The sequence below is a fragment of the Rhodococcus sp. LMD genome (assembly GCF_056108245.1).
The window spans coordinates 2511706-2536997 of the sequence record NZ_CM148557.1; the positions used below are offsets into that span (position 1 = coordinate 2511706).

The following is a 25292-nucleotide window of genomic DNA, read 5'->3' on the forward strand; positions in this document are numbered from 1 at the left end:
AGGTCGAGCAGAACGGAGAGAACGCATGAGCGGCAACAACTTCGACACGGACACCGCGATACTGGTGCTCGAGGACGGTCGCACGTTCCGCGGCACCGTCTTCGGTGCGGTGGGCCAGACCCTCGGCGAGGCGGTGTTCAGCACCGGCATGACCGGCTACCAGGAGACCCTCACCGACCCCAGCTACCACCGGCAGATCGTGGTGTCCACGGCCCCGCAGATCGGCAACACCGGGTGGAACGCCGAGGACAACGAGTCCGTCGGCCCCACCGGTGACCCCGCCGGCGCGAAGATCTGGGTCGCCGGGTACGTCGTGCGCGACCCGTCGCGCCGCACCTCGAGCTGGCGCGCGGCCGGCTCCCTGCAGGACGAACTCGAGCGGCAGAACATCGTCGGCATCGCCGGGATCGACACCCGCGCCCTGGTGCGGCATCTGCGCACCCGCGGCTCGATGCGGGCGGGTGTCTTCTCCGGCGACGCCCTCGCCGACGACGCCGAGCTGCTCGACCGGGTCCGGAGCCAGCCGTCGATGCTCGGCGCCGACCTCGCCGGCGAGGTCACCACCACCAGCGGCTACGTCGTCGAGCCCGACGGCGAGGCCCGCTTCACCGTCGCCGCGATCGACCTCGGCATCAAGACCAACACCCCGCGGATGTTCGCCGAGCGCGGCATGCGCGTGCACGTGCTGCCCTCCACCGCGACGCTGCACGACATCCTGGACCTGAAGGCCGACGGTGTCTTCCTCTCGAACGGTCCCGGGGACCCGGCCACCGCGGACGGCGCGGTGCACCTGACCAAGGAAGTGCTCGGGCAGGGACTGCCGCTGTTCGGCATCTGCTTCGGCAACCAGATCCTCGGCCGCGCCCTCGGTCTGGGCACCTACAAGATGAAGTTCGGGCACCGCGGCATCAACATCCCGGTCATCGAACACGAGACCGGGCGGATCGCGATCACCGCCCAGAACCACGGCTTCGCGCTCGAGGGCGAGGCGGGCCAGGAGTTCGACACCCCGTTCGGCCGGGCCGTGATCAGCCACACCTGCGCCAACGACGGCGCCGTCGAGGGCGTGCGCCTGCTCGACGGGTCCGCCTTCTCCGTGCAGTACCACCCCGAGGCGGCGGCCGGCCCGCACGACGCCTCCTACCTGTTCGACCGGTTCACCAGCATGCTCGAGGGAGAGAAGAACTAGATGCCACGCCGTACCGACCTCTCCCACATCCTCGTCATCGGCTCCGGCCCGATCGTCATCGGCCAGGCCTGCGAGTTCGACTACTCCGGCACCCAGGCGTGCCGCGTGCTGCGCGAGGAAGGCCTGCGGGTCTCCCTCGTCAACTCCAACCCGGCCACGATCATGACCGACCCGGAGTTCGCCGACTCCACCTACGTCGAGCCCATCACCGCCGAGTTCGTCGAGAAGGTCATCGCCGCCGAGCAGGCCAAGGGCACCCCGATCGACGCGGTGCTCGCCACCCTCGGCGGGCAGACCGCGCTCAACACCGCCGTCGCCCTGCACGAGCAGGGCATCCTCGCCAAGTACGACGTCGAGCTGATCGGCGCCGACTTCGATGCCATCCAGCGCGGCGAGGACCGGCAGAAGTTCAAGGACATCGTCGCCAAGTGCGGCGGCGAGTCCGCGCGCTCGCGGGTCTGCTACACGATGGACGAGGTGCGCGACACCGTTGCCGAGCTCGGCTACCCCGTCGTGGTGCGCCCGTCGTTCACCATGGGCGGCCTCGGCTCCGGCATGGCCTACGACGAGGCCGACCTCGAGCGCATCGCCGGCGGCGGCCTCGCCGCGTCGCCCACCGCGAACGTGCTCATCGAGGAGTCCATCCTCGGCTGGAAGGAGTACGAGCTCGAGCTCATGCGCGACGGCCGCGACAACGTCGTGATCGTCTGCTCCATCGAGAACGTCGACCCGGTGGGCGTGCACACCGGCGACTCGGTCACCGTCGCCCCCGCCATGACCCTGACCGACCGCGAATACCAGAAGATGCGCGACCTGTCGATCGCGATCCTGCGCGAGGTCGGCGTCGACACCGGCGGCTGCAACATCCAGTTCGCGATGGACCCGCGCGACGGTCGTCTCGTGGTGATCGAGATGAACCCGCGGGTGTCGCGGTCGTCCGCGCTGGCCTCGAAGGCCACCGGCTACCCGATCGCGAAGATGGCCGCCAAGCTCGCCATCGGCTACACCCTCGACGAGATCGTCAACGACATCACCAAGGAGACGCCGGCCTGCTTCGAGCCGACGCTCGACTACGTCGTCGTCAAGGCTCCGCGCTTCGCGTTCGAGAAGTTCCCCGGCGCCGACGGCACCCTCACCACCACCATGAAGTCGGTCGGCGAGGCCATGTCGATCGGCCGCAACTTCACCGAGGCCTTCGGCAAGGTCCTGCGGTCCCTCGAAACCAAGCGTTCCGGGTTCTGGACCGGCCCCGAGGTCGAGGCGGCCGATCTCGGCACCCTCCTCGGCGAGCTCGAGGTCCCGCACGACGGCCGCTTCTACGGCATCGCCAAGGCCTTCGAGCTCGGCGCCACCGTCGAGCAGCTGTTCGACGCCACCAAGATCGACCCGTGGTTCCTCGATCAGATCCAGCAGATCGTCGAGCTGGGGGAGACGGTGCGCGCCGCCGAGACGTTCGGGGAGCGGGAACTGCGCTTTTCCAAGCACCACGGCTTCTCCGACCGGCAGATCGCGGCGCTGCGCCCCGAACTCGGCGACGAGGACGCGGTGCGGGCCCTGCGCGAGCAGCTCGGCGTGCATCCGGTGTACAAGACCGTCGACACCTGCGCCGCCGAGTTCGAGGCCAAGACCCCGTACCACTACTCGACGTACGAACTCGACCCGGACGCCGAGACCGAGGTCGCCGAGCAGCGCGAGCGGCCGAAGGTGCTCATCCTCGGCTCGGGCCCCAACCGCATCGGTCAGGGCATCGAGTTCGACTACTCGTGCGTGCACGCCGCCCTGACCCTGTCGCAGGCCGGCTACGAAACCGTCATGGTCAACTGCAACCCCGAGACGGTCTCGACCGACTACGACACCGCCGACCGTCTCTACTTCGAGCCGCTCACCTTCGAGGACGTCTTCGAGGTGTACCGGGCCGAGTCGCAGTCCGGCACCGTCGCCGGGGTCATCGTCCAGCTCGGCGGCCAGACCCCGCTCGGGCTCGCGCGACGGTTGAAGGCCGCCGGGGTGCCGATCGTGGGCACCAGCCCCGAGGCCATCGACCTGGCCGAGGACCGCGGCGAGTTCGGCCGGGTGCTCACCGAGGCGGGCCTGCCGGCCCCGAAGTTCGGCACCGCCACCACCTTCGAGGGCGCCCGCGACATCGCCGCCGGCATCGGCTATCCGGTGCTGGTCCGTCCGTCCTACGTCCTCGGCGGGCGCGGCATGGAGATCGTCTACGACGAGAACGCGCTCGAGAGCTACATCTCCCGCGCCACCGAGATCTCCGAGGACCGGCCCGTGCTGGTCGACCGCTTCCTCGACGACGCGGTCGAGATCGACGTCGACGCCCTGTGCGACGGCACCGACGTCTACATCGGCGGCATCATGGAGCACATCGAGGAGGCCGGCATCCACTCCGGCGACTCGTCGTGCGCGCTGCCGCCGATCACCCTCGGGCGGTCCGACCTCGAGAACGTGCGCCGCTCCACCGAGGCCCTCGCGCACGGTATCGGCGTCAAGGGCCTGCTCAACGTGCAGTACGCCCTCAAGGACGACGTCCTCTACGTGCTCGAGGCCAACCCGCGTGCCTCCCGCACCGTGCCGTTCGTCTCGAAGGCCACCGCCGTGCAGCTCGCCAAGGCCTGCGCGCGGGTCATGATGGGCGAGAGCATCGCCGACCTGCGCGCCGAGGGCATCCTGCCCGCCCACGGCGACGGCGGGCACGCCCCGGTCGACGCCCCGGTCGCGGTGAAGGAGGCGGTGCTGCCGTTCAACCGGTTCCGCCGCGCCGACGGCACCGGCATCGACTCGCTGCTCAGCCCGGAGATGAAGTCCACCGGCGAGGTCATGGGCATCGACGACGACTTCGGCACCGCGTTCGCCAAGAGCCAGACCGCCGCCTACGGTTCGCTGCCCACCTCCGGCTCTGTGTTCGTCTCGGTCGCCAACAAGGACAAGCGGTCGCTGATCTTCCCCGTCAAGCGGCTCGCCGACCTCGGCTTCCGGGTGCTCGCCACCATCGGCACCGCGGAGGTGCTGCGCCGCAACGGCATCCCGTGCGAGCACGTGTACAAGGTGTCGGAGGAGGAACGGCCCGAGGGGGCCCACACCATCGTCGAGAAGATCCGCGCCGGTGAGGTCGACATGGTGATCAACACCCCGTGGGGCAACTCCGGGCCGCGCATCGACGGCTACGAGATCCGCACCGCGGCCGTCGCCGCGAACATCCCGTGCATCACGACCGTGCAGGGTGCCTCCGCGGCCGTGCAGGGCATCGAGGCCGCCATCCGTGGCGACATCGGGGTCCGTTCCCTGCAGGAGATGCACGCCGGGCTCCGGGAGGACCAGGGCAGCCTCCGCGAGGACGCCGGGGCGTCCGGCGGCGTCGGAGGGCTGCGCGACGGACTCGCGGACACGGCGTCGTGACGACGTTCGGGCAGCGTCTGCACGCGGCCCTCGCCGAGCGCGGGCCGCTGTGTGTGGGCATCGACCCCCACCCGGAACTGCTCGCGGCGTGGGGGCTGCCGGTCGACGTCGCGGGCCTCGAGCGGTTCGCCGGGACGTGTGTCGACGCGTTCGCCGGGCGGGTGGCCCTCGTCAAGCCGCAGGTCGCGTTCTTCGAGGCGTTCGGTGCCGCGGGCATCGCGGTGCTCGAGCGCACCGTGACGGCCCTGCGCGGCGCCGGCACCCTCGTCCTTGCGGACGCCAAGCGCGGCGACATCGGCTCGACGATGGACGCGTACGCCCGCACGTGGCTGACCGATGCGTCCCCGCTGGGCTCCGACGCGGTCACCGTCTCGCCGTACCTGGGGTTCGGCGCGCTCGAGCCCGCGCTGCGCCTCGCCGTCGACGGGCGCGGGGTGTTCGTCCTCGCCGCCACCTCCAACCCCGAGGGCGCCCAGGTGCAGCAGGCGCGCACCGCCGACGGGCGCAGCGTCGCGCAGGTGATGGTCGACGAGGCCGCGGCCCGCAACGCCGGCGCCGACACGCTCGGCTCCGTCGGCGTCGTCGTGGGCGCGACCCTCACCCGGGCACCGGACCTGAGCGCGCTGCACGGCCCGATCCTGATGCCCGGGGTGGGCGCCCAGGGCGGCACCGCGGAGGACGTGCGCCGGCTGGCGGGCGACCGCCTCGACGCCGTCGTGCCCAACGTCTCCCGCGAGGTGCTGCGGGCGGGCCCGACGCCCGCGGCGCTGCGCGACGCCGTGTCCCGCACCGTGGACGCGTTCGCCTTCCTGCGGGCCTGACGGCCCGGACATCCGGCCCGGATCCGGCTCCCGGCTCCGGGCCGGATGTCCGTTCCGGTGCAGGTGGGAGCCCCCCGACACGCTCGTGCGCGGAAATTTTTCCGGGCCGTTTCCGGCGTGGACGCGCCGGCGCCGGCGCCGGCCCGCAGACCGGCACCCGCGCCGGGCCGAACTGCCATCCACAACGCCGCTACCTGCGGCGATGCCGGGTTCGCCGAGGTGAGGGGCGGTGCCTACGTCCCCGGGCCGGACCTGCCCGCGGGCCACGCTGCGGGCGCACTACCGCACGTGTTTTCGAGCCGAAACGCCGGGGGGTGGGTTCGCAATCGTCGTCCGGCGTGAGTACGGTCGCTATCGCCGCTGGTTAACCGGCGGATGAGACTGATTGCCAACGATGAGACGGAGGAACCGTGGCCCTTCCCCAGCTGACCGACGAGCAGCGCGCCGCTGCTCTGGAGAAGGCGGCTGCTGCCCGTCGCGCCCGGGCTGAGCTCAAGGACCGCCTGAAGCGCGGCGGCACCGACCTCAAGCAGGTCCTGGCCGATGCCGAGAACGACGAGATCCTCGGCAAGATGAAGGTGTCCGCCCTGCTCGAGGCCCTGCCGAAGGTCGGCAAGGTCAAGGCGCAGGAGATCATGACCGAACTCGAGATCGCCCCGACGCGCCGCCTGCGCGGCCTGGGCGACCGTCAGCGCAAGGCGCTGCTCGCCAGGTTCGACTTCGACGCCTGAGCGACCGGTGGTAGCTGACGCACACACCGTGTCGGACAGCGGTTCCACGACGCGGAGGGGCCGGCTGGTGGTGCTGGCCGGCCCCTCCGCCGTCGGGAAGTCCACCGTTGTCCGCCGGCTCCGCAGCCGGGTGCCCGACCTGCTGTTCAGCGTGTCGGCCACCACCCGCGACCCCCGGCCCGGCGAGGTGAACGGGGTGGACTACCACTTCGTCAGCCGCGACGAGTTCGATCGGATGATCGAGTCCGGGGACCTGCTCGAGTGGGCCGAGATCCACGGCGGGCTGCAACGCTCGGGCACCCCCGCCGGTCCCGTGCGGGACGCGCTCGCCTCGGGACGCCCCGTGCTCGTCGAGGTGGACCTGACCGGCGCCCGCTCCGTGCGCGCCGCCATGCCGGAGGCCGTGCTGGCCTTCCTGGCGCCGCCGAGCTGGGATGTGCTGGTCGCCCGCCTCACCGGCCGCGGCACCGAATCGGACGAGGTGGTCCGCCGCCGGCTCGAGACCGCCCGGACCGAACTCGACGCCCGCGACGAGTTCGACACGGTGATCGTCAACGAGGACGTCGACCGCGCCTGCGACGAATTGGTATCCTTGTTGGTCGGTCCCCGCGACGATCGCCCCGACCGTCCGCAGCCGATCACGACCCTCCCCGCCTCGAACCCGAATCCCGGGCCCCACCAGAGCTCCGGAACGACACAGGAGAACACCGAGTGAGCAGCACCCAAGCAGCCGTGTCCGACACCGCCGGCCACGACCTGCCGGCCTACGACACCCCGCTGGGCATCACCAACCCGCCCATCGACGAGCTGCTCGAGCGCACCTCCTCGAAGTACGCGCTGGTGATCTACGCAGCCAAGCGTGCCCGGCAGATCAACGACTACTACAACCAGCTCGGCGACGGCATCCTCGAGTACGTCGGCCCGCTCGTCGAGCCCGGCCTGCAGGAGAAGCCGCTGTCGATCGCGCTGCGGGAGATCCACGCAGACCTGCTCGAGCACGCCGAAGGCGAGTGAGCCAGCGCGCCGCGGGCACCGCGGACCACTCGGAATTCGCGCAACGCCGCCGCATCGTCGTCGGCGTCGGTGGCGGCATCGCCGCCTACAAGGCCTGCGCGCTGATCCGGGCGTTCACCGAAAGTGGACACCACGTGCGGGTCATCCCGACGGACTCGGCGCTCGAGTTCGTCGGCCGCGCCACCTTCGAGGCCCTGTCCGGCAACCCCGTGCACACCGGCGTGTTCGCCGACGTGCCGCAGGTTCCGCACGTGCGGCTCGGACAGGAGGCCGACCTGGTGGTCGTCGCCCCCGCCACCGCCGACCTGATGGCCCGCGCCGCCCACGGCCGTGCCGACGACCTGCTCACCGCCACGCTGCTCACCGCGCGGTGCCCGGTCGTGTTCGCGCCTGCGATGCACACCGAGATGTGGGAACACCCGGCGACGGTGGACAACGTCGCCACGCTGCGCCGCCGCGGCGCCGTCGTCGTCGAGCCCGCCTCCGGCCGGCTCACCGGGCACGACACCGGCGCCGGCCGGCTCCCCGAACCCGAGGAGATCTTCGGACTGGCGTCGCTGCTGCTCGAACGACCGGACGCGTTGCCGCGGGATCTGACCGGGCGGCGCATCGTCGTCTCCGCCGGCGGCACCCGCGAACCGCTGGACCCGGTGCGGTTCCTCGGCAACCGCAGCTCCGGCAAGCAGGGCTATGCCCTCGCCCGGCTCGCCGCCCAGCGCGGCGCCGACGTCACCCTCGTCGCCGGGGCGGTAGCCGGGCTGGCCGATCCCGCCGCGGTGGAGGTGGTGCAGGTCCAGACCGCCGCCCAGATGCAGGCCGCGGTCACCAAGCATGCCGCCGGTGCGGACGCGGTCGTCATGTCCGCCGCCGTCGCCGACTTCCGGCCGAGCACCTTCGCCACCAGCAAGATCAAGAAGGGCGCGGGCGAGCCGGAGGCGATCGCGCTGACCAAGAACGAGGACATTCTCGCCGGGCTGGTCGCCGCCCGCACCGAGGGCACGCTGCCGGCGAGCACCGTCATCGTCGGTTTCGCCGCCGAGACCGGCGACGCCGAGGGCGACGTCCTCACCCACGCCCGCGCCAAACTGGCCCGCAAGGGCTGCGATCTGCTGGTGGTCAACGCCGTCGGCGACGGGAAGGCGTTCGAGGTCGACCACAACGACGGGTGGCTGCTGGCGGCAGACGGTTCCGAGACCGCCCTCGCGCACGGCTCCAAGGCGCTGATGGCCAGCCGCGTCCTCGACGCACTGCGCCCGCTGCTGGCGCAGGACCGGTCGTGACCCTGGCAGCGGCGCGCCCGTGACGTCGGGGGCGGCGCGCCCGTGACGTCGGGGGCGCGCCCGTGAGCGAAAGTCTCGCGTCGGCGCGGCCGGAACAGTAGCGTCGCCCATATCGTTCGAGCTAGACACAACCAGTCGAGAGGGAGTTCCGTGAGCAAGACCGGCGGTCGGCTTTTCACCAGTGAGTCCGTGACGGAGGGACACCCGGACAAGATCTGTGACGCGATCAGCGACTCCGTCCTCGACGCGCTGCTCACCGAAGACCCCCGCGCCCGCGTCGCGGTCGAGACCCTCGTGACCACCGGGCAGGTGCACGTGGTCGGGGAGGTCACCACCTCGGCCTACGCGGACATCCCGAAGATCGTGCGCGACCGGGTCCTCGAGATCGGCTACGACTCGTCCTCGAAGGGTTTCGACGGCAACTCCTGCGGGGTCAACATCGCCATCGGCGCGCAGTCCCCGGAGATCGCCGGCGGCGTCGACGTCTCGCACGAGGCCCGCACCGGGGTGCTCACCGACGACGAGGTGGCCCGGCAGGGCGCCGGCGACCAGGGCCTGATGTTCGGCTACGCCTGCTCGGACACCCCGGAACTGATGCCGCTGCCGATCGCGCTGGCGCACCGGCTCTCGCGCCGGCTCACCGAGGTCCGCAAGAGCGGGGTGCTGCCGTACCTGCGGCCGGACGGCAAGACCCAGGTCACCATCGAGTACGACGGCGACCGCCCGGTCCGCTTGGACACCGTGGTGATCTCCACCCAGCACGCGGCGGACATCGACCTGAACAACCTGCTCACCCCGGACCTGCGTACCCACGTCGTCGAGGCGGTGCTGGCGGACCCGAGCCTCGCGGGCCTGGACACCACCGGCCTGCGGTTGCTGGTGAACCCGTCCGGGTCGTTCGTGCTCGGCGGCCCGATGGGGGATGCGGGCCTGACCGGCCGCAAGATCATCGTCGACACCTACGGCGGCATGGCCCGGCACGGCGGCGGCGCGTTCTCGGGCAAGGACCCGTCGAAGGTGGACCGCTCGGCCGCCTACGCGATGCGGTGGGTCGCCAAGACCGCCGTGGCCGCGGGCCTGGCCGGCCGGCTCGAGGTGCAGGTGGCCTACGCCATCGGCAAGGCCGCCCCGGTGGGACTGTTCGTCGAGACGTTCGGCACCGAGAAGACCGACCCGGCACGGATCCAGCAGGCGATCACCGAGGTGTTCGACCTGCGACCGGGTGCGATCATCCGGGACCTGGACCTGCTGCGGCCGATCTACGCACAGACCGCCGCGTACGGGCACTTCGGCCGCACCGACATCGACCTGCCGTGGGAGAACACCGACCGGGCCGAGAAGCTGCGCGCCGCCGCCGGTCTGTAACCCGACCCCTCGACGGTCCGGGTGGCCACCGACAGGACCGCGGCCGAGACGGATCCGGTGGCGCGGATCCTGCCGCTGCTGCCGTTGCCGCACCTCGACCGCGAATTCGATTACCTGATCCCGCGTGAGCTCGATGCCGAGGCGCGACCGGGCGTGCGGGTGCGCGTCCGGTTCGCCGGCAGGCTCGTCGACGGCTTCCTGCTGTCCCGCGCGCCGACCAGCGAGCACACGGGCCGGCTCGGCTGGCTCGACCGGATCGTCTCGCCCGAGGTCGTCCTGACCCCCGAGATCGCCGCCCTCGCCGACGCCGTCGCCGCCCGCTACGCCGGTACCCGAGCCGACGTGCTGCGACTCGCGGTGCCCCCGCGGCACGCCCGGGTCGAGGCGGAGGACCCGCCACCCGCACCGCCCACCGCGGCACCGGCCGTCGACCGGATCGCCTGGTCCCGATACCGCCACGGCGAGAACTTCCTCGACGCCCTCGCCGCCGGCCGCGCCCCCCGCGCGGCCTGGCAGTCCCTGCCCGGAGAGGACTGGCCCCGTCGCCTGGCCGAACTCGCGGCGGCGGTCGCCGCCACCGGCCACGCCGCGGTGCTCGTGGTGCCCGACCAGCGCGACCTCGACCGGGTCGTGACCGCCTGCGCCGACATGGCCGGCGCCGACTGCGTCGTCGGGCTCGCAGCCGGGCTCGGTCCGGCCGTGCGCTACCGGCGCTGGCTCGCGGCGCTGCGCGGAACCGCCCGCATCGTCGTCGGCACCCGGGCCGCGGTGTTCGCTCCCACCCCCGCCCTCGGCCTGCTCGTGGTGTGGGACGACGGCGACGACCTGCACTCCGAGCCCCGGGCGCCGTACCCGCACGCCCGAGAGGTGGCGCTGCTGCGAGCCCACGCCACCGGTGCCGCCGTCGTCCTGGCCGGGCACGCCCGCACCGCCGAGACCCAGGCCCTCGTCGACACCGGATGGGCGCACGACCTCGCCGCCCCCCGCGACGTCGTCCGTGCCAGCGCCCCCAAGATCACCGCCCTCGCCGACAGCGACCAGGCCCTCGCCCGCGACCCCGCCGCCCGCGCCGCCCGCCTGCCGGCCATCGCCTTCGCCGCCGCCCGCGCCGCCCTGGGCGCCGACCGCGGGGTGCTCGTGCAGGTGCCCCGCCGCGGCTACGTGCCTGCGCTGGCGTGCGCCAAGTGCCGGACCCCGGCCCGCTGCCGGCACTGCAACGGCCCGCTCGCGTTGCCGCAGGCCGCCGGCCCGGACGGTGCCGCGACCCCCGCCTGCCGCTGGTGCGGCATCGCCGACGCCACCCACCGCTGCCACGCGTGCGGTGCTCGTGCCCTGCGCGCCGTCGTCGTCGGCGCCGGGCGCACCGCCGAGGAACTCGGCCGGGCGTTCCCCGGTGTCCCGGTGGTCACCTCCGGTGGGACGGAGGTCAAAGCCACCGCCCCGGCGGGACCGGCGCTCGTCGTGGCCACGGTGGGCGCCGAACCCGTCGCCGCCGGGGGGTACGGCGCGGCGCTGCTGCTCGACGGGTGGGCCCTGCTCGGCCGCGCCGACCTGCGGGCCGCCGAGGAGACGATGCGTCGCTGGCTCACCGCGTCGTCGCTGGTGCGGCCCTTCGCCGACGGCGGCCAGGTCGTCGTCGTCGCAGACGCCGGCATCCCCACCGTGCAGGCACTGGTGCGGTGGGACCCGATCGGGCACGCGCAGTCCCAGCTCGCCGAGCGCGCCGAGGTCGGCTTCCCGCCGGCGGTGCACATGGCCGCCGTCGACGGCACCGCCGCCGCAGTCGCCGACCTGCTGGCCGCCGCGACGCTCCCGCCGGAGGCGGAGGTGCTCGGGCCGGTGCCGTTGCCGCCGGGGGAGCGGCTGCCGTTCGGGGCCGACGATCCCGAGCCGGACGAGGTGCAGCGCATGGTGATCCGGGTGCCGCGCGGCCGGGGCCTCGCGCTCGGCCGCGCCCTGCGTGAGGCGCAGGCCGCCCGCAGTGCCCGCCGCGGCGAGGGGGCGTTGCGGGTGCAGATCGATCCGCTGCGCGTCGGGTGACGGCCGCCACGGCCTCCGGCGCCGCGCGGAGGATCGCCCCGGGTGGCAGGACGGGAAGAACCCCCCGTCACCTGCGGAAAGATGACATGCCGGTGGGGCGCACCTGTGTCACGATAGGTCCCGAGGGGTCGATTCTGGTGACGGGAGCCCGGCTGCGGGCGAGCCGGAGGGAGGGGCCGTGAACGGCGCACGCAGGATTGCCGGGGCGCTGGCCGGTATCGCGGTGGCCGCCGCGGCCGTCACGGGCGCCGCGGCCGTCACCGCCGCGCCGGGGTCGTCGGCGTCCGTACCCGTCGACCCGGGCCCCGTGGCCACCACCCACGCCCAGGCCGCCGGCTACGCCGAGGAGCATCCCGGAACGGCGCCGGCGCGGTCGAACGACTTCGGGTGCGTGCCGTCTCCGGAGTATCCACGACCGGTGGTGCTCGCCCACGGCACCGACTCCAACTCCTACTCGGACTGGGCCGCGGTCGCACCGATGCTCGCCGATGCCGGATGGTGCGTGTTCGCCCTCGACTACGGCAAGGCCGACGGCGCCGACGAGTACGGCACCGGCGACATCAGGGTCAGCGCCGCGCAGCTCGGGGCGTTCGTCGAGCGGGTGCGTGCCGGCACCGGCGCCGACGAGGTCGACCTCGTCGGCTACTCGCAGGGTGCGACCGTCGCGCGGTACTACGTCAACCGGCTGGGCGGCTCGGCCGTCGTGGACCGCTGGGTGGGGGTGGCCTCGCCGAGCTACGGCGGCACCTTCTACGGGCTCGGCGCCGCGGTCGTGGCCGCTCCGGGCGCCACCGGCGCGGTCGAGGACTTCTTCTCGGTGGCCCTCGCGCAGCAGCTGCAGGGCTCCGACCTGCTCACCGAGCTCAACACCCCGGTCGACACCGTTCCCGGCGTCCGCTACACCACCATCGGATCCCGCGTCGACGAGGTCATCCAGCCGGCCACCAACGTCGCGTTGCGCGGACCCGGGGCGGTCAACCTGATGATCCAGGACCTGTGCCCACCGGATCAGACCGGGCACTTCAACATGGTGTACGACCCGTTCTCGCTCACCGTGATCCGGCACGCCCTCGACCCCGAGCGGTACGTCCCCGGCGAGTGTGTCCCGGTGCGGCTCGGCACGGGCATCCCCGAACTGATCATCGAGAGCAACTCCTGAGCCGTTCCGTCCCCGGGGCGTGTCCGGTACCCCGATCATGGGTATGCGGGCGGCACGAGCCCCTGCGGACGACGGTCACCGGCGCCCGGGACGGCGCGCCGAAGGGAGGTAGCGGTGAACGCCCCCTCGCTTCCGGCCCGGGCTCTCGCGGTGATGCGGGCGCCGCAGCTCGTGCCGCCGCGGCAGTACCTCCGGGTGGCCGCGCGGTGCGGGTACCTCATCGCGCTGGTCGGCACCGTCGTCACGATGGGCATCCCCGCCGACCGGGTGTACCAGGCGGCCTGGATCGTCGCCGGGCTGATCGCCTTCGCGATCGACCGGCCGTGGCGCGGGCACGTGCGCGTCGTCGTCGACTGGTTGCCCCTGGTCGCGGCGCTCGTGGTCTACGACCACACCCGTGGCATCGCCGACGAACTCGGCCTGCCCGTTCGAATACACGAACTGGTCGCTGTGGAGAGCTGGCTGTTCGGCACGGTCCCGACGGTGTGGCTGCAGGAACGCCTGCTCGGCGCGGACGGGGAGCGGCCCGGCTGGACGATGCTCACCTCGGTCGTCTACACCAGCCATTTCCTCGTGCCGTGGTTGCTCGCGGCCGTGCTGTACCTGCAGTCGCGGGCGCGCTGGGCCGGATACATGCGACGGGTGCTGCTCCTGTCGTACTTCGGGCTGATCACCTACATCCTCGTGCCGGCGGCCCCGCCGTGGTATGCGTCCGAGGTGGGCGTCCTGCCGGAAGGCGTCGGCCGGGTCACCGGCTTCGGGTTCGGCGTGGTGCCCATCGACGTCGGCACCCGATGGTTGGAGGCGCAGGGCAACCCGGTCGCCGCGCTGCCGTCGCTGCACTCGGCATTCGCCCTGCTCGTGGCGGTCGCCCTGTGGCCGATCGCGCGGCGCGCCTGGATGCGGGCCCTGCTGGTGGCGTTCCCGCTGGCCATGGCCTTCACGCTCGTCTACGGCGGCGAACACTACCTGGTCGACGTGCTGCTCGGCTGGGGTTACGTCGGGCTCGCCGTCCTGGCCGCCCGAGCCTGGGAGGCGCGCCGCGGGGCGCGGCGTGCCCCGCAGGTCAGTCCACCTGCTCCAGCGGCATCGCCAGCGTCACCCAGTCGTGCAGGCCACCGCGGTAGTACGCCAGCGCGGACGCCGGGTATCCCGCCTCGAGCAGCTCCCGGATCGCCATCGGGGACTGCGGACACTGCGGGCCGTTGCAGAACAGGATCGACACCCGGGACGGATCGAGCCGGTCCCGCAGCTCCGTGATCCGGCCGTGCGGCAGATTGATCGCGCCCGGAATGGACCTGCCCTTGCGTGAGTCCGGGACCCGGGTGTCGACGAGCACCGCTCCGTTCGCGACCAGCTCGGTCAGTTCCAGCTCGCCGACGGTCACCACCCCGGGCGCGCACTGCAGCGGCTGCAGCTCGCCCCACGTGGTGTCCACCAGGACCACGTCCTGCTCCTGCGCCGCCGGCCAGGGCACGCCCGCGGGATCCGCCGAGCGCACCCGGGGAGACCGTTCCATCCGTTCTCGCGTCTCTGCCATCGGCTCAGCCTATCGACGCGGCGCGGCGGGTGCCGGGATTCGTCACGCCCGGCCCGGCCCGTCGGGTTCGCGGACGGCTGTCACCGCCCGCAGGCCCGGTCCCTAGACTGAGGGCACCATTCGTCGTCGAGATCCGGGAGCAGCATTCGTGAACAGTTCGGTCGGCCCAGCACGGTCCTCGTCCCGGGGCCGGGGCCTCGTTTCCCGCCCGCGGACGGGCCGCTGACGTGCGGCTGGTGTTCGCCGGGACCCCCGAACCGGCCGTACCGGCCCTGCGCCGCCTGCTCGACTCGCCGCGCCACGAGGTGGTCGCGGTGGTGACCCGGCCCGACACCACCGCCGGCCGCGGACGGCGCGTCGTCCGCTCGGCCGTGGGGCGGCTCGCCGACGAACACGGCATCGAGGTCCTCACCCCGGAGCGGCCCCGCGACCCCGACTTCGTCGCCCGGCTGACCGAACTCGCCCCCGACTGCTGCCCGGTCGTCGCCTACGGCGCGCTCATCCCGCAGCCGGTGCTCGACATCCCGAAGTTCGGCTGGGTGAACCTCCACTTCTCGCTGCTGCCCGCCTGGCGCGGCGCCGCGCCCGTCCAGGCCGCGCTCGCCGCGGGGGACGAGGTGACCGGCGCGAGCACGTTCCGGCTCGAGGCGGGCCTGGACACCGGCCCGGTCTACGGGGTGGTCACCGAGACGATCCGGCCCGACGACACCGCGGGAGATCTGCTCGCCCGGCTCGCCGACTCCGGAGCCGTGCTGCTCGAATCGACCCTCGACGGCCTCGAGGACGGGATGCTCACGGCGGTGCCCCAACCCCCGGACGGCGTCTCGCACGCCCCGAAGGTCACCGTCGAGTCGGCTCGGGTGAGCTGGGACCGTCCCGCACACCTCGTCGACCGCCACATCCGTTCGGTCACGCCCGCACCCGGGGCCTGGACGATGATCGGCGACCTGCGCGTGAAGCTCGGACCCGTGACCGGCACCGACGAGACCCTCGCGCCCGGGCAGATCCTGGCCCGCAAGGACGGTGTCCTCGTCGGCACCGGCAGCACCGCCGTGCGACTCGGGCAGGTCCAGCCGCCCGGTAAGAAGACGATGGCGGCCGCGGACTGGGTTCGCGGCGCCCGCCTCGACCCGGAGGTACGCGCCCAGTGACCGAGTCCCGCCGCCCCGCCCGCCGGTCCCGCCGCGGGCCCGGGGACCGCAACAACAAGCCCCGGCAGGCCCGCCGGCCGTCGCCCGCCGAGGCCGGCCTCGACCAGGCTCGGCTCGCCGCCCGGGACGTGCTGCGCGCCGTCCGGGAGCGCGACGCCTACGCCAACCTGGTGCTGCCGGCGCTGCTGCGCGAGCGACGACTCGACGGGCGCGACGCCGCCCTGGCCACCGAGCTGACATACGGCGCCGCCCGCGCCCAGGGCCTGCTCGACGCCGTGATCGCCGCGTGTGCCCACCGGCCCGTCACCGAGATCGACGGGGCGCTGCTGGACACCCTGCGGTTGGGCACGTATCAGCTGCTGCGGACCCGCATCGCCCCGCACGCGGCCGTCGCGACGAGCGTCGACATCGTCCGCGGCGAATTCGGCCACGGCAAGTCCGGCTTCGTCAATGCGGTGCTGCGCCGCGTCGCGGAGAAGCCGGAGGAGCAGTGGATCGCCGAGCTCGCCCCCGACCCGGCTCGCGACCCGGTGGGACACCTGGCCTTCCGGTATGCGCACCCGGAGTGGATCGCGAAGGCCTTCGCGGTCGCGCTCGGCCCGGACGCCGGGGAGCTCGAGGAGGTGCTCGCGGCGGACGACGCCCGACCGGTGGTGCACCTGGTGGCCCGCCCGGGGGTGATCACCGCGGAGGAACTCGCGCTGGCCACCGGTGGCGAGATCGGGCCCTGGTCGCCCTACGCCGTGCATCTCGATGCCGGCGGTGATCCCGGCAAGCTCGACGCCGTGCGCGAGGGCATGGCCGCAGTGCAGGACGAGGGCAGTCAGCTGGTGGCGCGGGCGCTCACCCTCGCCCCCCTCGACGGGCCCGACCACGGCCGGTGGCTGGACCTGTGTGCCGGCCCGGGCGGCAAGGCCGCCCTGCTCGGCGCGCTCGCCGACATCGACGGCTTCACCGTCGACGCCGTCGAACCGGTCGAGCACCGCGCCGAACTGGTCCGCAAGTCCACCCGCGGCCTCCCGGTCACGGTGCACGTGGCCGACGGCCGCGAGCCCGGCCTGGGGGCCGGCTACGACCGCATCCTGGTCGACGCGCCGTGCACCGGGCTCGGCGCCCTGCGTCGCCGGCCCGAATCCCGGTGGCGGCGCAACCCCGGCGACGTCGCCGAGCTGGTGCGGTTGCAGAAGCAGCTCCTCGCCTCGGCGATCGGGCTGCTGCGGCCGGGTGGGGTGGTGCTGTATGCGACGTGCTCGCCGCACACGTCCGAGACCCTCGCCGTCGTCGCCGACGCCGTCCGGCGGCACCGGGTCGAGCAGCTCGACACGCGCGAGCTCGTGCCCGGCGTGCCGCGTCTCGGCGACGGTCCGTCCGTGCAGCTGTGGCCGCACCGGCACGGCACCGACGCGATGTTCATGGCCGCGCTGCGCGCCCCGGCGAGCTGACCGGCGAGCTCGCCGCGCGAACGCCGGGAGAATCGGTCCGCGCTCGGATACGGTCGGACGCGACCCGCCCGCTCCCGGCAGGAGGCACGTCGTGCCCGACATCGTCACCGTGACCATGAACCCGGCGCTCGACATGACCACCTACACCGAGCAGGTGCGGCCCACCAGCAAACTGCGCTGCGAGGCGCCGCGACTCGAGGCCGGCGGCGGCGGGATCAACGTCGCGAAGGTCGCCGGGGTGCTCGGTGTCTCGGCCGCAGCGGTGTATCCGGCCGGCGGCCCGACCGGGGACATGCTCTCGGCGCTGCTGTCCGGCGGCGGCGTCGACAGCCGGCGCATCGACATCGACGGCATGACCCGGGAGTCGTTCACGGCGATCGAGCGCAGCACCGGCCAGGAGTATCGGTTCGTGCTGCCCGGCCCGGAGCTGAGCGTGCGGGATCAGGAACGGTGCCTGGACGTGCTCGTCGAGACCGCCACCGGTGCGCGGTACGTCGTCGCCAGCGGCAGCCTGCCGCCGGGTGTGCCGGGCGAGTTCGTCCAGCGCGTGGCCGACGCGGCCACCGATGCCGGCGCCCGCTTCGTCCTCGACTCGTCGGGGGACGCGCTGCGCCGCATCAAGTCCGGTGTGCACCTGGTCAAACCGAGCCTACGGGAGCTGCGCGAGTGGGTGGGCCGGGAACTGCGCACCCCGCACGAACAGGCCGCGGCCGCCCACGAGCTCGTCGACGCCGGCATCGCCGAGGTCGTGGTGGTCTCGCTCGGGCCGGACGGGGCGCTGCTGGTCTCCGCCGACACGACCGCGCGGGTGAAAGCGCTGGACGTGCCCGTGCGCAGCGCCGTCGGCGCGGGCGACAGCATGGTCGCCGGACTGGTCGTCGGCTTGCTGCGGGGGCGGTCGCTGCGCGACGCCCTGGCACTGGGCATCGCCGCCGGCTCGGCGGCGCTGCTCACCCCGGGCAGCCAGGTTTGCCGGCGCGAGGACGTCGAACGGTTCGACGTCCTCGCGCGCGAGCGGTGACACCCGATCGTCCCCGTCGTCCGGGCGGTGCCGAGCGGGCCGACGGGTCCGGTCGCCCGGGGTCGTCAGTGCTCGTGCCGGGCGCGGTCCAGAACGATCCGCTGCTCGGCCCGCGCCACCGTGCGCCGGGTCTGTGCGGCCGCGTCCGGCGTGACCGACACCGACGTGATGCCCCGGCGCACGAGATGCTCGGCGAGCTCGGTGCTGGTGGAGACGGCCTGCCCGCACAGCGACGTGGTCAGGCCGGCCGCCGACGCGCGTTCGATGATGTGGTCGATCGCGTCCAGCACCGCCGGGTCGAGCGTGTCGAACAGGTCCTTGCACATCTCGGAGTCGCGGTCGACGCCGAGCACGAGCTGGGTCAGGTCGTTGCTGCCGATCGACACGCCGTGGATGCCGAGCTTCGCGTATTCGGGCAGCCAGTACACCACCGACGGGACCTCGGCCATGATCCAGCGCAGCATCCGCCGATCGGTGCCGAGCGGATGCGCGTCGAGCTGGCCCAGGCATTCCTTCAGCTCCCAGCGGGTGCGCACGAACGGGATCATCAGGTGCACGTTGGGATGCTGCGCGCGTACGCGATGCAGGACGTCGAGGTCGAGCGAGAACAGCTCGGGGTCGCGCACGTAGCGGAAGCAGCCGCGGTACCCGATCATCGGGTTCTCCTCGTCCGGCTCCGTCTCGCCGCCCTCGAGGTTCGCGAACTCGTTGCTGCGCAGGTCGATCGCGCGGTACACCACCGGACGCGGGGCGAAGGCCGCCGCGATCCGCGCGACGCCGTCGGCCATCTTCGACACGTACTCCTCGCGCCGGCCCTGCGCGATCATGTAGGCGGGATGCTGGCCGGCGAGCGCCTCGGTGATCATGAATTCCGCCCGCAGCAGCCCCACCCCGTCGACGTCGGTGTCGGCGACGGCCTGCGCGGCGTCCGGGGTGGCGAGATTGACGTACACGGCTGTCGCGGTGACGGTCGGCGCGGATGCGGCGGCCGCCGGGGCGGCGGTCTGGGCCGCGGCCGGCCGCTCGGCGCGGACCTCCCCGTCGAAGACGACGCCGGCGTCGCCGTCCACGGTGATCAGCTGGCCGTCCTGCAGGTCCTGCGTCGCGGTGCGGGCACCCACGACGACGGGTTTGCCGAGTTCGCGGCCGACGATCGCGGCGTGGCAGGTGATGCCGCCGCCGTCGGTGACGATGCCGCCGGCGCGGCGCAGGATCGGCAGCCAGTCGGGGCGCGTCATCGGGGCCACGAGGATCTCCCCGTCGCTCAGGCGCTTGCCGTCGACCAGCTCGTGCAGCACCCGGACCCGTCCGGTGGCCCGGCCGGGGCCGGCACCGAGCCCGGTCAGCAGCGGCGCCGCCTGTCCGTTGCCCGACGCCGCAGCGGCGGCAGGCATCCCGAGGGTGGTGATCGGGCGGGTCTGCACGATCCACAGCTCACCCTCGGCGAACGCGAACTCGAGGTCCTGCGGCCGGCCGTAGTGCTGTTCGACGTCCGCGGCGAGCCGCGCGACCTTCCCGAGCTGCTCCTCGTCGAGCACGCGGATCTGCCGTGACGAATCGACCGCGACGCGGCTGTCGCCGGCGTCGGTGGAGGCGATCTGGAACTCCTGATGCCCGAGATGTACATCGAGCACCGTGAAGCCGTCCTTGGCGACGACGTAGGTGTCGGGCTCGACCTGCCCCCCGACGACGACCTCGCCCAGACCGAGGGCGGCCTCGACGACGATGCGATCGAGTTCGCCGGTGCGCGGATCGGCCGTGAACGCCACCCCCGACGATTCCGAGCGCACCATCACCTGCACCACGACGGCGATGGACGGTTCGTCGGTCACCCCGCGCAGGCCGCGGTAGGTGCGGGCGCGTTCGGACCACAGCGACGCCCAGCACGCCTGCACGGCGCGCACCACCGCGTCGGCACCGGCGATGTTGGTGTACGACTCGTGGATTCCCGCGAAGGAGGTGTCCGCGGCGTCCTCGGCGGGCGCGGAGGACCGCACCGCCACCGGCACGTCCACGCCCAGTTTCTCGTAGGCGGCGACGATGGCGGCGCGAATTTCGTCGGGCACCGTGGACTCGGTCACCAGCGCCGCCAGTTCCGCCGAGGTGCGGATCAGCGTCGCGTCGTCGATGTCGGGGGCCGGGACGGCCTCGGCGCGCAGCCGGTCGCGCACTCCCGCCGCGGCCATCGCATCGAGATAGGCGGCGGTGGTGATGGCGAAGGCGGGCGGCACGGGGAACCCGGCGCGGGTCATCTCCCCGAGGTTGGCGGACTTGCCGCCCACCGTCGGCGCGTCCTCCGCGCCCACGTCGCCGATCGGTCGAACCCACACCGTGTGCGTGGCCATTCTCGCTCCCCACTGCCGCATCGGGCCCAGCGGTTCCGGACCCGCCATCGTCCACTCAAGCATCGCCCAGCAGACCGAACCAGGGGTCGAAAGTCATGAAAACCCGCGCCGGCGGCGCGGGCACCGTGACGGGCGGCAGAGTCCGCCGCCGGGACCGTTAAACTCGGTGGACGTGGCCCACCCGATGATTGCTCCCTCCATCCTCTCCGCGGACTTCGCCCGGCTCGCCGACGAGGCCGCCGCGGTCGCCGACGCGCACTGGCTGCACGTCGACGTCATGGACGCGCACTTCGTCCCGAACCTGACCCTCGGCCTTCCGGTCGTGCAGTCGTTGCTGAAGGCGACCGACATCCCGCTCGACTGCCATCTGATGATCGAGGATCCGGGTCGCTGGGCGCCGCCCTACGCCGAGGCGGGCGCCCACAACGTCACCTTCCACGTCGAGGCCACCGACAACCCCGTCGCCGTCGCCCGCGACATCCGGGCCGCCGGTGCGCGGGCCGGGCTGAGCGTCAAGCCCGGCACCCCGATCGAGCCGTACCTCGAGATCCTCGAGGAGTTCGACACGCTGCTGGTGATGAGCGTCGAGCCCGGATTCGGCGGCCAGTCCTTCATCCCGGACGTGCTCGACAAGGCCCGCGCCGTCCGCCGCCTCGTCGACGCCGGCGAGCTGACCCTGCTCGTCGAGATCGACGGGGGCATCAACGCCGACACCATCGAGGCGGCCGCCGAGGCCGGTGTCGACTGCTTCGTCGCCGGGTCGGCCGTGTACGGGGCCGACGACCCGGGCGAGGCGGTGCGCAAGCTGCGCGAGCGGGCCGCGCACGCCTCCCCGCACCTGACCCTGGCCCCGTGAGCGGTGCTCCGCGCGGGGCGGCGGTGAGCGGCGCACCGCTCGACGCGGCCCTGCGCCTCGCGCTCGACGCCGGCGAATCGGTGCGCGGCACCACCACCCCCAACCCGCCGGTCGGCGCGGTGATCCTCGACGCGGCCGGGCAGGTCGCCGGGGTGGGGGCGACCTGCCCGCCGGGCGGCCCGCACGCCGAGGTCGTGGCCCTGACCGAAGCGGGGGAGCGGGCCCGCGGCGGCACCGCGGTGGTCACCCTCGAGCCGTGCAACCACACCGGCCGCACCGGGCCGTGCGCCCAGGCGCTGCTGCGTGCCGGCGTCGCCGCCGTCTACTACGCGGTGACCGATCCGAATCCGCCCGCCGCCGGCGGCGCACAGACCCTGCGCGCCGCCGGGGTGAGCGTGCACGGCGGGTTCGGCGCCGAACTCGCCGAGGCGGGCGCGCTGCGCGCCTGGCTGCACCGGCAGCGCACGGGACGTCCCCACGTGACCTGGAAGTACGCGGCGAGCCTGGACGGGCGCAGCGCCGCGGCCGACGGCACGAGCCGCTGGATCTCCGGCCCGCAGGCACGGGCCCGCGTACACGCCGAGCGTGCCCGCCTCGACGCGATCGTCGTCGGCACCGGCACCGTCCTCGCCGACGACCCGTGGTTGACCGCCCGGCGGCCGGACGGCTCGCTCGCCCCGCACCAACCGCTGCGCGTCGTCGTCGGCCGAAGTGAAATCCCCAGGACCGCACGGGTTCTCGACGACGCCGCGCCGACCCTGGTGCTGCGCACCCACGACCCCGACGAGGTGCTCGGTGCGCTCGCGGACCGGGCGGACGTGCTGCTCGAGGGCGGCCCGCGCCTGGCCGGGGCGTTCCTCGCCGCCGGCCGGGTCGACCGCATCCAGGCCTACCTCGCGCCGGTCCTGCTCGGGGCCGGACCGTCCGCCGTACGGGACGCGGGCGTGGGCACGATCGCCGAGGCGCTACGGTTTCGTCGGGAGCGCGTCGAAACCGTCGGCGCCGACGTGTTGCTGACCCTGGTCCCCGACCGGGAGTGAAGGAGCGGGTACGTGTTCACCGGGATCGTGGAGGAACTGGGGGAGATCGTCGCGCGGGAGGACCTCGCCGACGCGGCGCGGTTCACCGTCCGCGGGCCCGTGGTGACCTCCGACGCCGGCCACGGCGACTCCATCGCCGTCAACGGTGTGTGCCTGACCGTCGTCGACGTCCAGGGCGGTGACTCCTTCACCGCCGATGTGATGAAGGAGACCCTCGACCGTTCGAGCCTGTCGCAGCTCGGTCCGGGCAGCCGCGTCAACCTGGAGCGGGCCGCGGCGCTGAACAGCCGTCTCGGCGGGCACCTGGTCCAGGGGCATGTCGACGGCACCGGCACCGTGCTCTCCCGCACCCCGTCGGAGAACTGGACCGTGGTGCGGATCTCGCTGCCGGCGGAGGTGTCCCGGTACGTGGTGCACAAGGGCTCGATCACCGTGGACGGGGTCTCGCTGACCGTTTCCGCCCTCGGCGGGACGCCCGGCGACGAGTGGTTCGAGATCTCCCTGATCCCGACGACGTTGTCGCTGACCACCCTGGGCAGTGCCGCGCCCGGCACGCTCGTCAACCTCGAGGTCGACGTCATCGCCAAGTATGTGGAGCGGCTGCAGGCCGCCGGCCGCTGAGTCGTACTGTTGAACTCGGCAATCAGTTTGTCCGTACACGAGATTTTGGAGCCCACGCAAGTGACGAGGTTCGACACCATCGAGCGCGCGATCGCCGATATCGCAGCCGGCAAGGCGGTCGTCGTGGTCGACGACGAGGACCGCGAGAACGAGGGCGACCTCATCTTCGCGGCCGAGAAGGCCACCCCCGAACTCGTGGCGTTCATGGTGCGCTACACCTCCGGGTACCTGTGCGTGCCGCTGGCCGGTGAGGACTGCGACCGCCTCGGCCTGCCCCCCATGTACTCGACCAACCAGGACAAGCACGGCACCGCCTACACGGTGACCGTCGACGCGCGCGAAGGGATCGGCACCGGCATCTCCGCGTCGGACCGGGCCACGACGATGCGCCTGCTCGCCGATCCGAACAGCACCGCGCAGGACTTCACCCGCCCCGGGCACGTGGTGCCGCTGCGCGCCAAGGAGGGCGGCGTGCTGCGCCGGCCCGGCCACACCGAGGCCGCCGTCGACCTCGCCCGCATGGCCGACCTGCGTCCGGCGGGGGTGATCTGCGAGATCGTCTCGCAGAAGGACGAGGGCCACATGGCTCAGACCGAGGAACTGCGGGTCTTCGCCGACGAACACAAGCTCGCCCTGATCTCCATCGCCGACCTGATCGCCTGGCGCCGCAAGCACGAGAAGCACGTGGTGCGCATCGCCGAGGCCCGCATCCCCACCCGGCACGGCGACTTCACCGCCGTCGGCTACCAGAGCGTCTACGACGAGGTCGAACACGTCGCGCTGGTGCTCGGCGACATCCCCGGCCCGGACGGCGAGGGCGCCGACGTGCTCGTGCGGGTGCACTCGGAGTGCCTGACCGGCGACGTGTTCGGCTCGCTGCGCTGCGACTGCGGCCCGCAGCTCGACGCCGCACTCGAGATGGTGGCCATGGAGGGCCGCGGCGTGGTGCTGTACATGCGCGGACACGAGGGCCGTGGCATCGGGCTGATGCACAAGCTGCAGGCCTACCAGCTCCAGGACTCCGGCTCGGACACCGTGGACGCGAACCTGCAGCTCGGCCTGCCCGCCGACGCCCGCGACTACGGCATCGGCGCGCAGATCCTCGTGGACCTGGGCATCTCGTCGATGCGGTTGCTCACCAACAACCCGGCCAAGCGGGTCGGCCTCGACGGTTACGGGCTGCAGATCACCGAGCGGGTGGCGATGCCGCTGCGCGCGAATTCCGAGAACATCACCTATCTGCGCACCAAGCGGGACCGCATGGGCCACGACCTGATCGGCCTGGACGACTACGAGGCGGGGGACGCGTAGATGAGCGGCGAAGGACTGCCCGAGCTGCAGCTGTCCGAGGCGGCCGGGCTGAAGCTGGCCATCGTCGCCGGCCGCTGGCACACCGAGATCTCCGAGGCGCTCGTCGCCGGGGCGCAGCGCGTCGCCGAGCAGGCCGGCGTCACCGACGTCACCGTCGAACGCGTCGCCGGTGCGATCGAGCTGCCGGTCGTCGCCCAGCAGCTGGCCCGTACCCACGACGCGGTCGTCGCCCTCGGCGTCGTGATCCGCGGCGGCACCCCGCACTTCGAGTACGTGTGCGACGCGGTCACCTACGGGCTGACCCGCATCGCGTTGGACGAGGGCACCCCCGTCGGCAACGGCGTCCTGACCACGAACGACGAACAACAGGCCCTCGACCGGGCCGGACTGCCCGGCTCCGTCGAGGACAAGGGCGGCCAGGCGTGCGCCGCCGCCCTCGACACCGCCGTCACCCTGCGGCGGCTGCGCGGGGCCGCGCGGTGACCTCCGCCGCCGACACCGTCTGGGACCTCGAGGTCCGCAGCCGCAAGATGACCCGGTGGGCGATCGTCGCGGCGGTCCTGCTCATGCTCGGCCACATCGGGGCCGCGCTCGTGCTGCGCGCCGGCGGCGACACCGGCGTGAACCTGCGCCTCGCCGATCAGATCGCCATCGTCTGCGTGGGGGTGGTCGTCTCCGGCGGTGTGCTGCTGCTGACCCGGCCCCGGCTGCGCGCCGGGGCCGCCGGCGTGGCGGTCCGCAACATCCTCGGCGAGAAGACGTTCGGCTGGGATCAGGTCCGGGGCATGAGCTTCCCCCAGGGCAAGCCGTGGCCGAGGCTCGAGCTGCCGCAGGACGAGTACGTGCCCGTCGTCGCGGTACAGGCCCGCGACGGCGAGCACGCCGTCGCGGCGCTGACCGCGTTCCGCGAGCTCGAACAGCGGTACGGCGGGAGCGTCGGCACCGCCGACTAGCCTGG

Annotated in this window: 21 protein-coding genes and 1 pseudogene; 20 read left to right on the forward strand and 2 right to left on the reverse strand. The window is 73.1% G+C overall.

The genetic code is table 11. The annotated features are described in order from the left end of the window. Positions 1 to 25 precede the first annotated feature (25 nt). The 11 genes from carA (at position 26) to ACWPQI_RS11745 (ending at position 14267) form a co-directional block, all read left to right on the forward strand. Positions 26 to 1189, forward strand: coding sequence for a glutamine-hydrolyzing carbamoyl-phosphate synthase small subunit (gene carA, locus ACWPQI_RS11695; RefSeq protein ID WP_010595128.1), 1164 nt, complete (start codon positions 26 to 28; stop codon positions 1187 to 1189). Then, positions 1190 to 4597 carry a carbamoyl-phosphate synthase large subunit gene (gene carB / locus ACWPQI_RS11700; RefSeq protein WP_017682102.1) on the forward strand — a complete coding sequence of 1136 codons (3408 nt, stop codon included), beginning with the start codon at positions 1190 to 1192 and terminating at the stop codon, positions 4595 to 4597. Then, positions 4594 to 5418 carry an orotidine-5'-phosphate decarboxylase gene (gene pyrF, locus ACWPQI_RS11705; protein ID WP_010595126.1) on the forward strand — a complete coding sequence of 275 codons (825 nt, stop codon included), beginning with the start codon at positions 4594 to 4596 and terminating at the stop codon, positions 5416 to 5418. Before carB ends, pyrF begins: the two co-directional genes overlap by 4 nt. A gap of 410 nt (positions 5419 to 5828) precedes the next feature. Further along, the gene (gene mihF / locus ACWPQI_RS11710; protein WP_003935409.1) at positions 5829 to 6149 is read left to right on the forward strand and encodes an integration host factor, actinobacterial type; all 321 of its coding nucleotides are present in this window, start codon (positions 5829 to 5831) and stop codon (positions 6147 to 6149) included. Positions 6150 to 6216: 67 nt separating this feature from the next. Continuing rightward, a complete protein-coding gene (gene gmk / locus ACWPQI_RS11715) occupies positions 6217 to 6864 on the forward strand; it encodes a guanylate kinase (protein WP_040271513.1) in 648 nt (215 codons plus the stop codon). Then, entirely contained in the window at positions 6861 to 7163 is a 303-nt protein-coding gene (gene rpoZ / locus ACWPQI_RS11720) for a DNA-directed RNA polymerase subunit omega (protein WP_003935406.1), read from the forward strand. Before gmk ends, rpoZ begins: the two co-directional genes overlap by 4 nt. Further along, the gene (gene coaBC, locus ACWPQI_RS11725; protein ID WP_010595124.1) at positions 7160 to 8443 is read left to right on the forward strand and encodes a bifunctional phosphopantothenoylcysteine decarboxylase/phosphopantothenate--cysteine ligase CoaBC; all 1284 of its coding nucleotides are present in this window, start codon (positions 7160 to 7162) and stop codon (positions 8441 to 8443) included. Before rpoZ ends, coaBC begins: the two co-directional genes overlap by 4 nt. Positions 8444 to 8593: 150 nt before the next feature. Continuing rightward, positions 8594 to 9808, forward strand: a complete 1215-nt coding sequence (gene metK / locus ACWPQI_RS11730; RefSeq protein ID WP_017682101.1) for a methionine adenosyltransferase — start codon at positions 8594 to 8596, stop codon at positions 9806 to 9808. A 21-nt stretch (positions 9809 to 9829) separates the two neighbouring features. Beyond that, a complete protein-coding gene (locus ACWPQI_RS11735) occupies positions 9830 to 11848 on the forward strand; it encodes a primosomal protein N' (protein WP_010595122.1) in 2019 nt (672 codons plus the stop codon). Positions 11849 to 12026: 178 nt separating this feature from the next. Beyond that, positions 12027 to 13007: an esterase/lipase family protein gene (locus ACWPQI_RS11740; RefSeq protein WP_474738822.1), complete on the forward strand. Its 981-nt coding sequence runs from the start codon at positions 12027 to 12029 to the stop codon at positions 13005 to 13007. A 114-nt stretch (positions 13008 to 13121) separates the two neighbouring features. Further along, positions 13122 to 14267, forward strand: a complete 1146-nt coding sequence (locus tag ACWPQI_RS11745) for a phosphatase PAP2 family protein (RefSeq protein ID WP_017682240.1) — start codon at positions 13122 to 13124, stop codon at positions 14265 to 14267. On the opposite strand, the pseudogene ACWPQI_RS11750 reads toward ACWPQI_RS11745, so the two are convergent. Then, a pseudogene (locus ACWPQI_RS11750) lies at positions 14167 to 14547 on the reverse strand (rhodanese-like domain-containing protein); the annotation flags it as partial. The gene ACWPQI_RS11745 and the pseudogene ACWPQI_RS11750 overlap by 101 nt on opposite strands. Before the next feature lie 227 nt (positions 14548 to 14774). On the opposite strand from ACWPQI_RS11750, the gene fmt reads away from it, so the two are divergent. The 3 genes from fmt (at position 14775) to ACWPQI_RS11765 (ending at position 18161) form a co-directional block, all read left to right on the forward strand. Next, positions 14775 to 15698 carry a methionyl-tRNA formyltransferase gene (gene fmt / locus ACWPQI_RS11755; RefSeq protein ID WP_048773532.1) on the forward strand — a complete coding sequence of 308 codons (924 nt, stop codon included), beginning with the start codon at positions 14775 to 14777 and terminating at the stop codon, positions 15696 to 15698. After that, positions 15695 to 17140, forward strand: a complete 1446-nt coding sequence (locus ACWPQI_RS11760) for an RsmB/NOP family class I SAM-dependent RNA methyltransferase (protein WP_119699769.1) — start codon at positions 15695 to 15697, stop codon at positions 17138 to 17140. Before fmt ends, ACWPQI_RS11760 begins: the two co-directional genes overlap by 4 nt. Positions 17141 to 17231: 91 nt before the next feature. Then, complete coding sequence (locus tag ACWPQI_RS11765) at positions 17232 to 18161, forward strand: 1-phosphofructokinase family hexose kinase (protein WP_048773529.1); 930 nt, start codon at positions 17232 to 17234, stop codon at positions 18159 to 18161. Between the two features lie 65 nt (positions 18162 to 18226). Here ACWPQI_RS11765 and ppsA read toward each other — a convergent pair whose 3' ends face one another. Next, entirely contained in the window at positions 18227 to 20506 is a 2280-nt protein-coding gene (gene ppsA / locus ACWPQI_RS11770; RefSeq protein ID WP_010595114.1) for a phosphoenolpyruvate synthase, read from the reverse strand. Positions 20507 to 20678: 172 nt separating this feature from the next. On the opposite strand from ppsA, the gene rpe reads away from it, so the two are divergent. From rpe to ACWPQI_RS11800, 6 genes are read left to right on the forward strand one after another with little or no spacing between them, the layout of a single operon-like run. Continuing rightward, entirely contained in the window at positions 20679 to 21362 is a 684-nt protein-coding gene (gene rpe / locus ACWPQI_RS11775) for a ribulose-phosphate 3-epimerase (RefSeq protein WP_026138115.1), read from the forward strand. Continuing rightward, on the forward strand, positions 21359 to 22402 hold the full coding sequence (gene ribD, locus ACWPQI_RS11780) for a bifunctional diaminohydroxyphosphoribosylaminopyrimidine deaminase/5-amino-6-(5-phosphoribosylamino)uracil reductase RibD (protein ID WP_228287154.1): 1044 nt from the start codon (positions 21359 to 21361) through the stop codon (positions 22400 to 22402). Before rpe ends, ribD begins: the two co-directional genes overlap by 4 nt. 12 nt (positions 22403 to 22414) lie before the next feature. Beyond that, entirely contained in the window at positions 22415 to 23023 is a 609-nt protein-coding gene (locus ACWPQI_RS11785; RefSeq protein WP_010595111.1) for a riboflavin synthase, read from the forward strand. 60 nt (positions 23024 to 23083) lie between these two features. Further along, positions 23084 to 24334, forward strand: coding sequence for a bifunctional 3,4-dihydroxy-2-butanone-4-phosphate synthase/GTP cyclohydrolase II (locus ACWPQI_RS11790; RefSeq protein WP_006937680.1), 1251 nt, complete (start codon positions 23084 to 23086; stop codon positions 24332 to 24334). Further along, positions 24335 to 24817 carry a 6,7-dimethyl-8-ribityllumazine synthase gene (ribH, locus tag ACWPQI_RS11795; RefSeq protein WP_017682234.1) on the forward strand — a complete coding sequence of 161 codons (483 nt, stop codon included), beginning with the start codon at positions 24335 to 24337 and terminating at the stop codon, positions 24815 to 24817. Next, entirely contained in the window at positions 24814 to 25287 is a 474-nt protein-coding gene (locus tag ACWPQI_RS11800; protein WP_017682233.1) for a PH domain-containing protein, read from the forward strand. The genes ribH and ACWPQI_RS11800 overlap by 4 nt, the downstream gene beginning before the upstream one ends. Positions 25288 to 25292: the final 5 nt, after the last annotated feature.

Bases quoted from the DNA above. Each gene is read 5' to 3' on its own strand.
- carA (WP_010595128.1), top strand. From the start codon at position 26: ATGAGCGGCAACAACTTCGACACGGACACCGCGATACTGGTGCTCGAG.
- carB (WP_017682102.1), top strand. From the start codon at position 1,190: ATGCCACGCCGTACCGACCTCTCCCACATCCTCGTCATCGGCTCCGGC.
- ppsA (WP_010595114.1), bottom strand. From the start codon at position 20,506: ATGGCCACGCACACGGTGTGGGTTCGACCGATCGGCGACGTGGGCGCG.
- ribH (WP_017682234.1), top strand. From the start codon at position 24,335: ATGAGCGGCGAAGGACTGCCCGAGCTGCAGCTGTCCGAGGCGGCCGGG.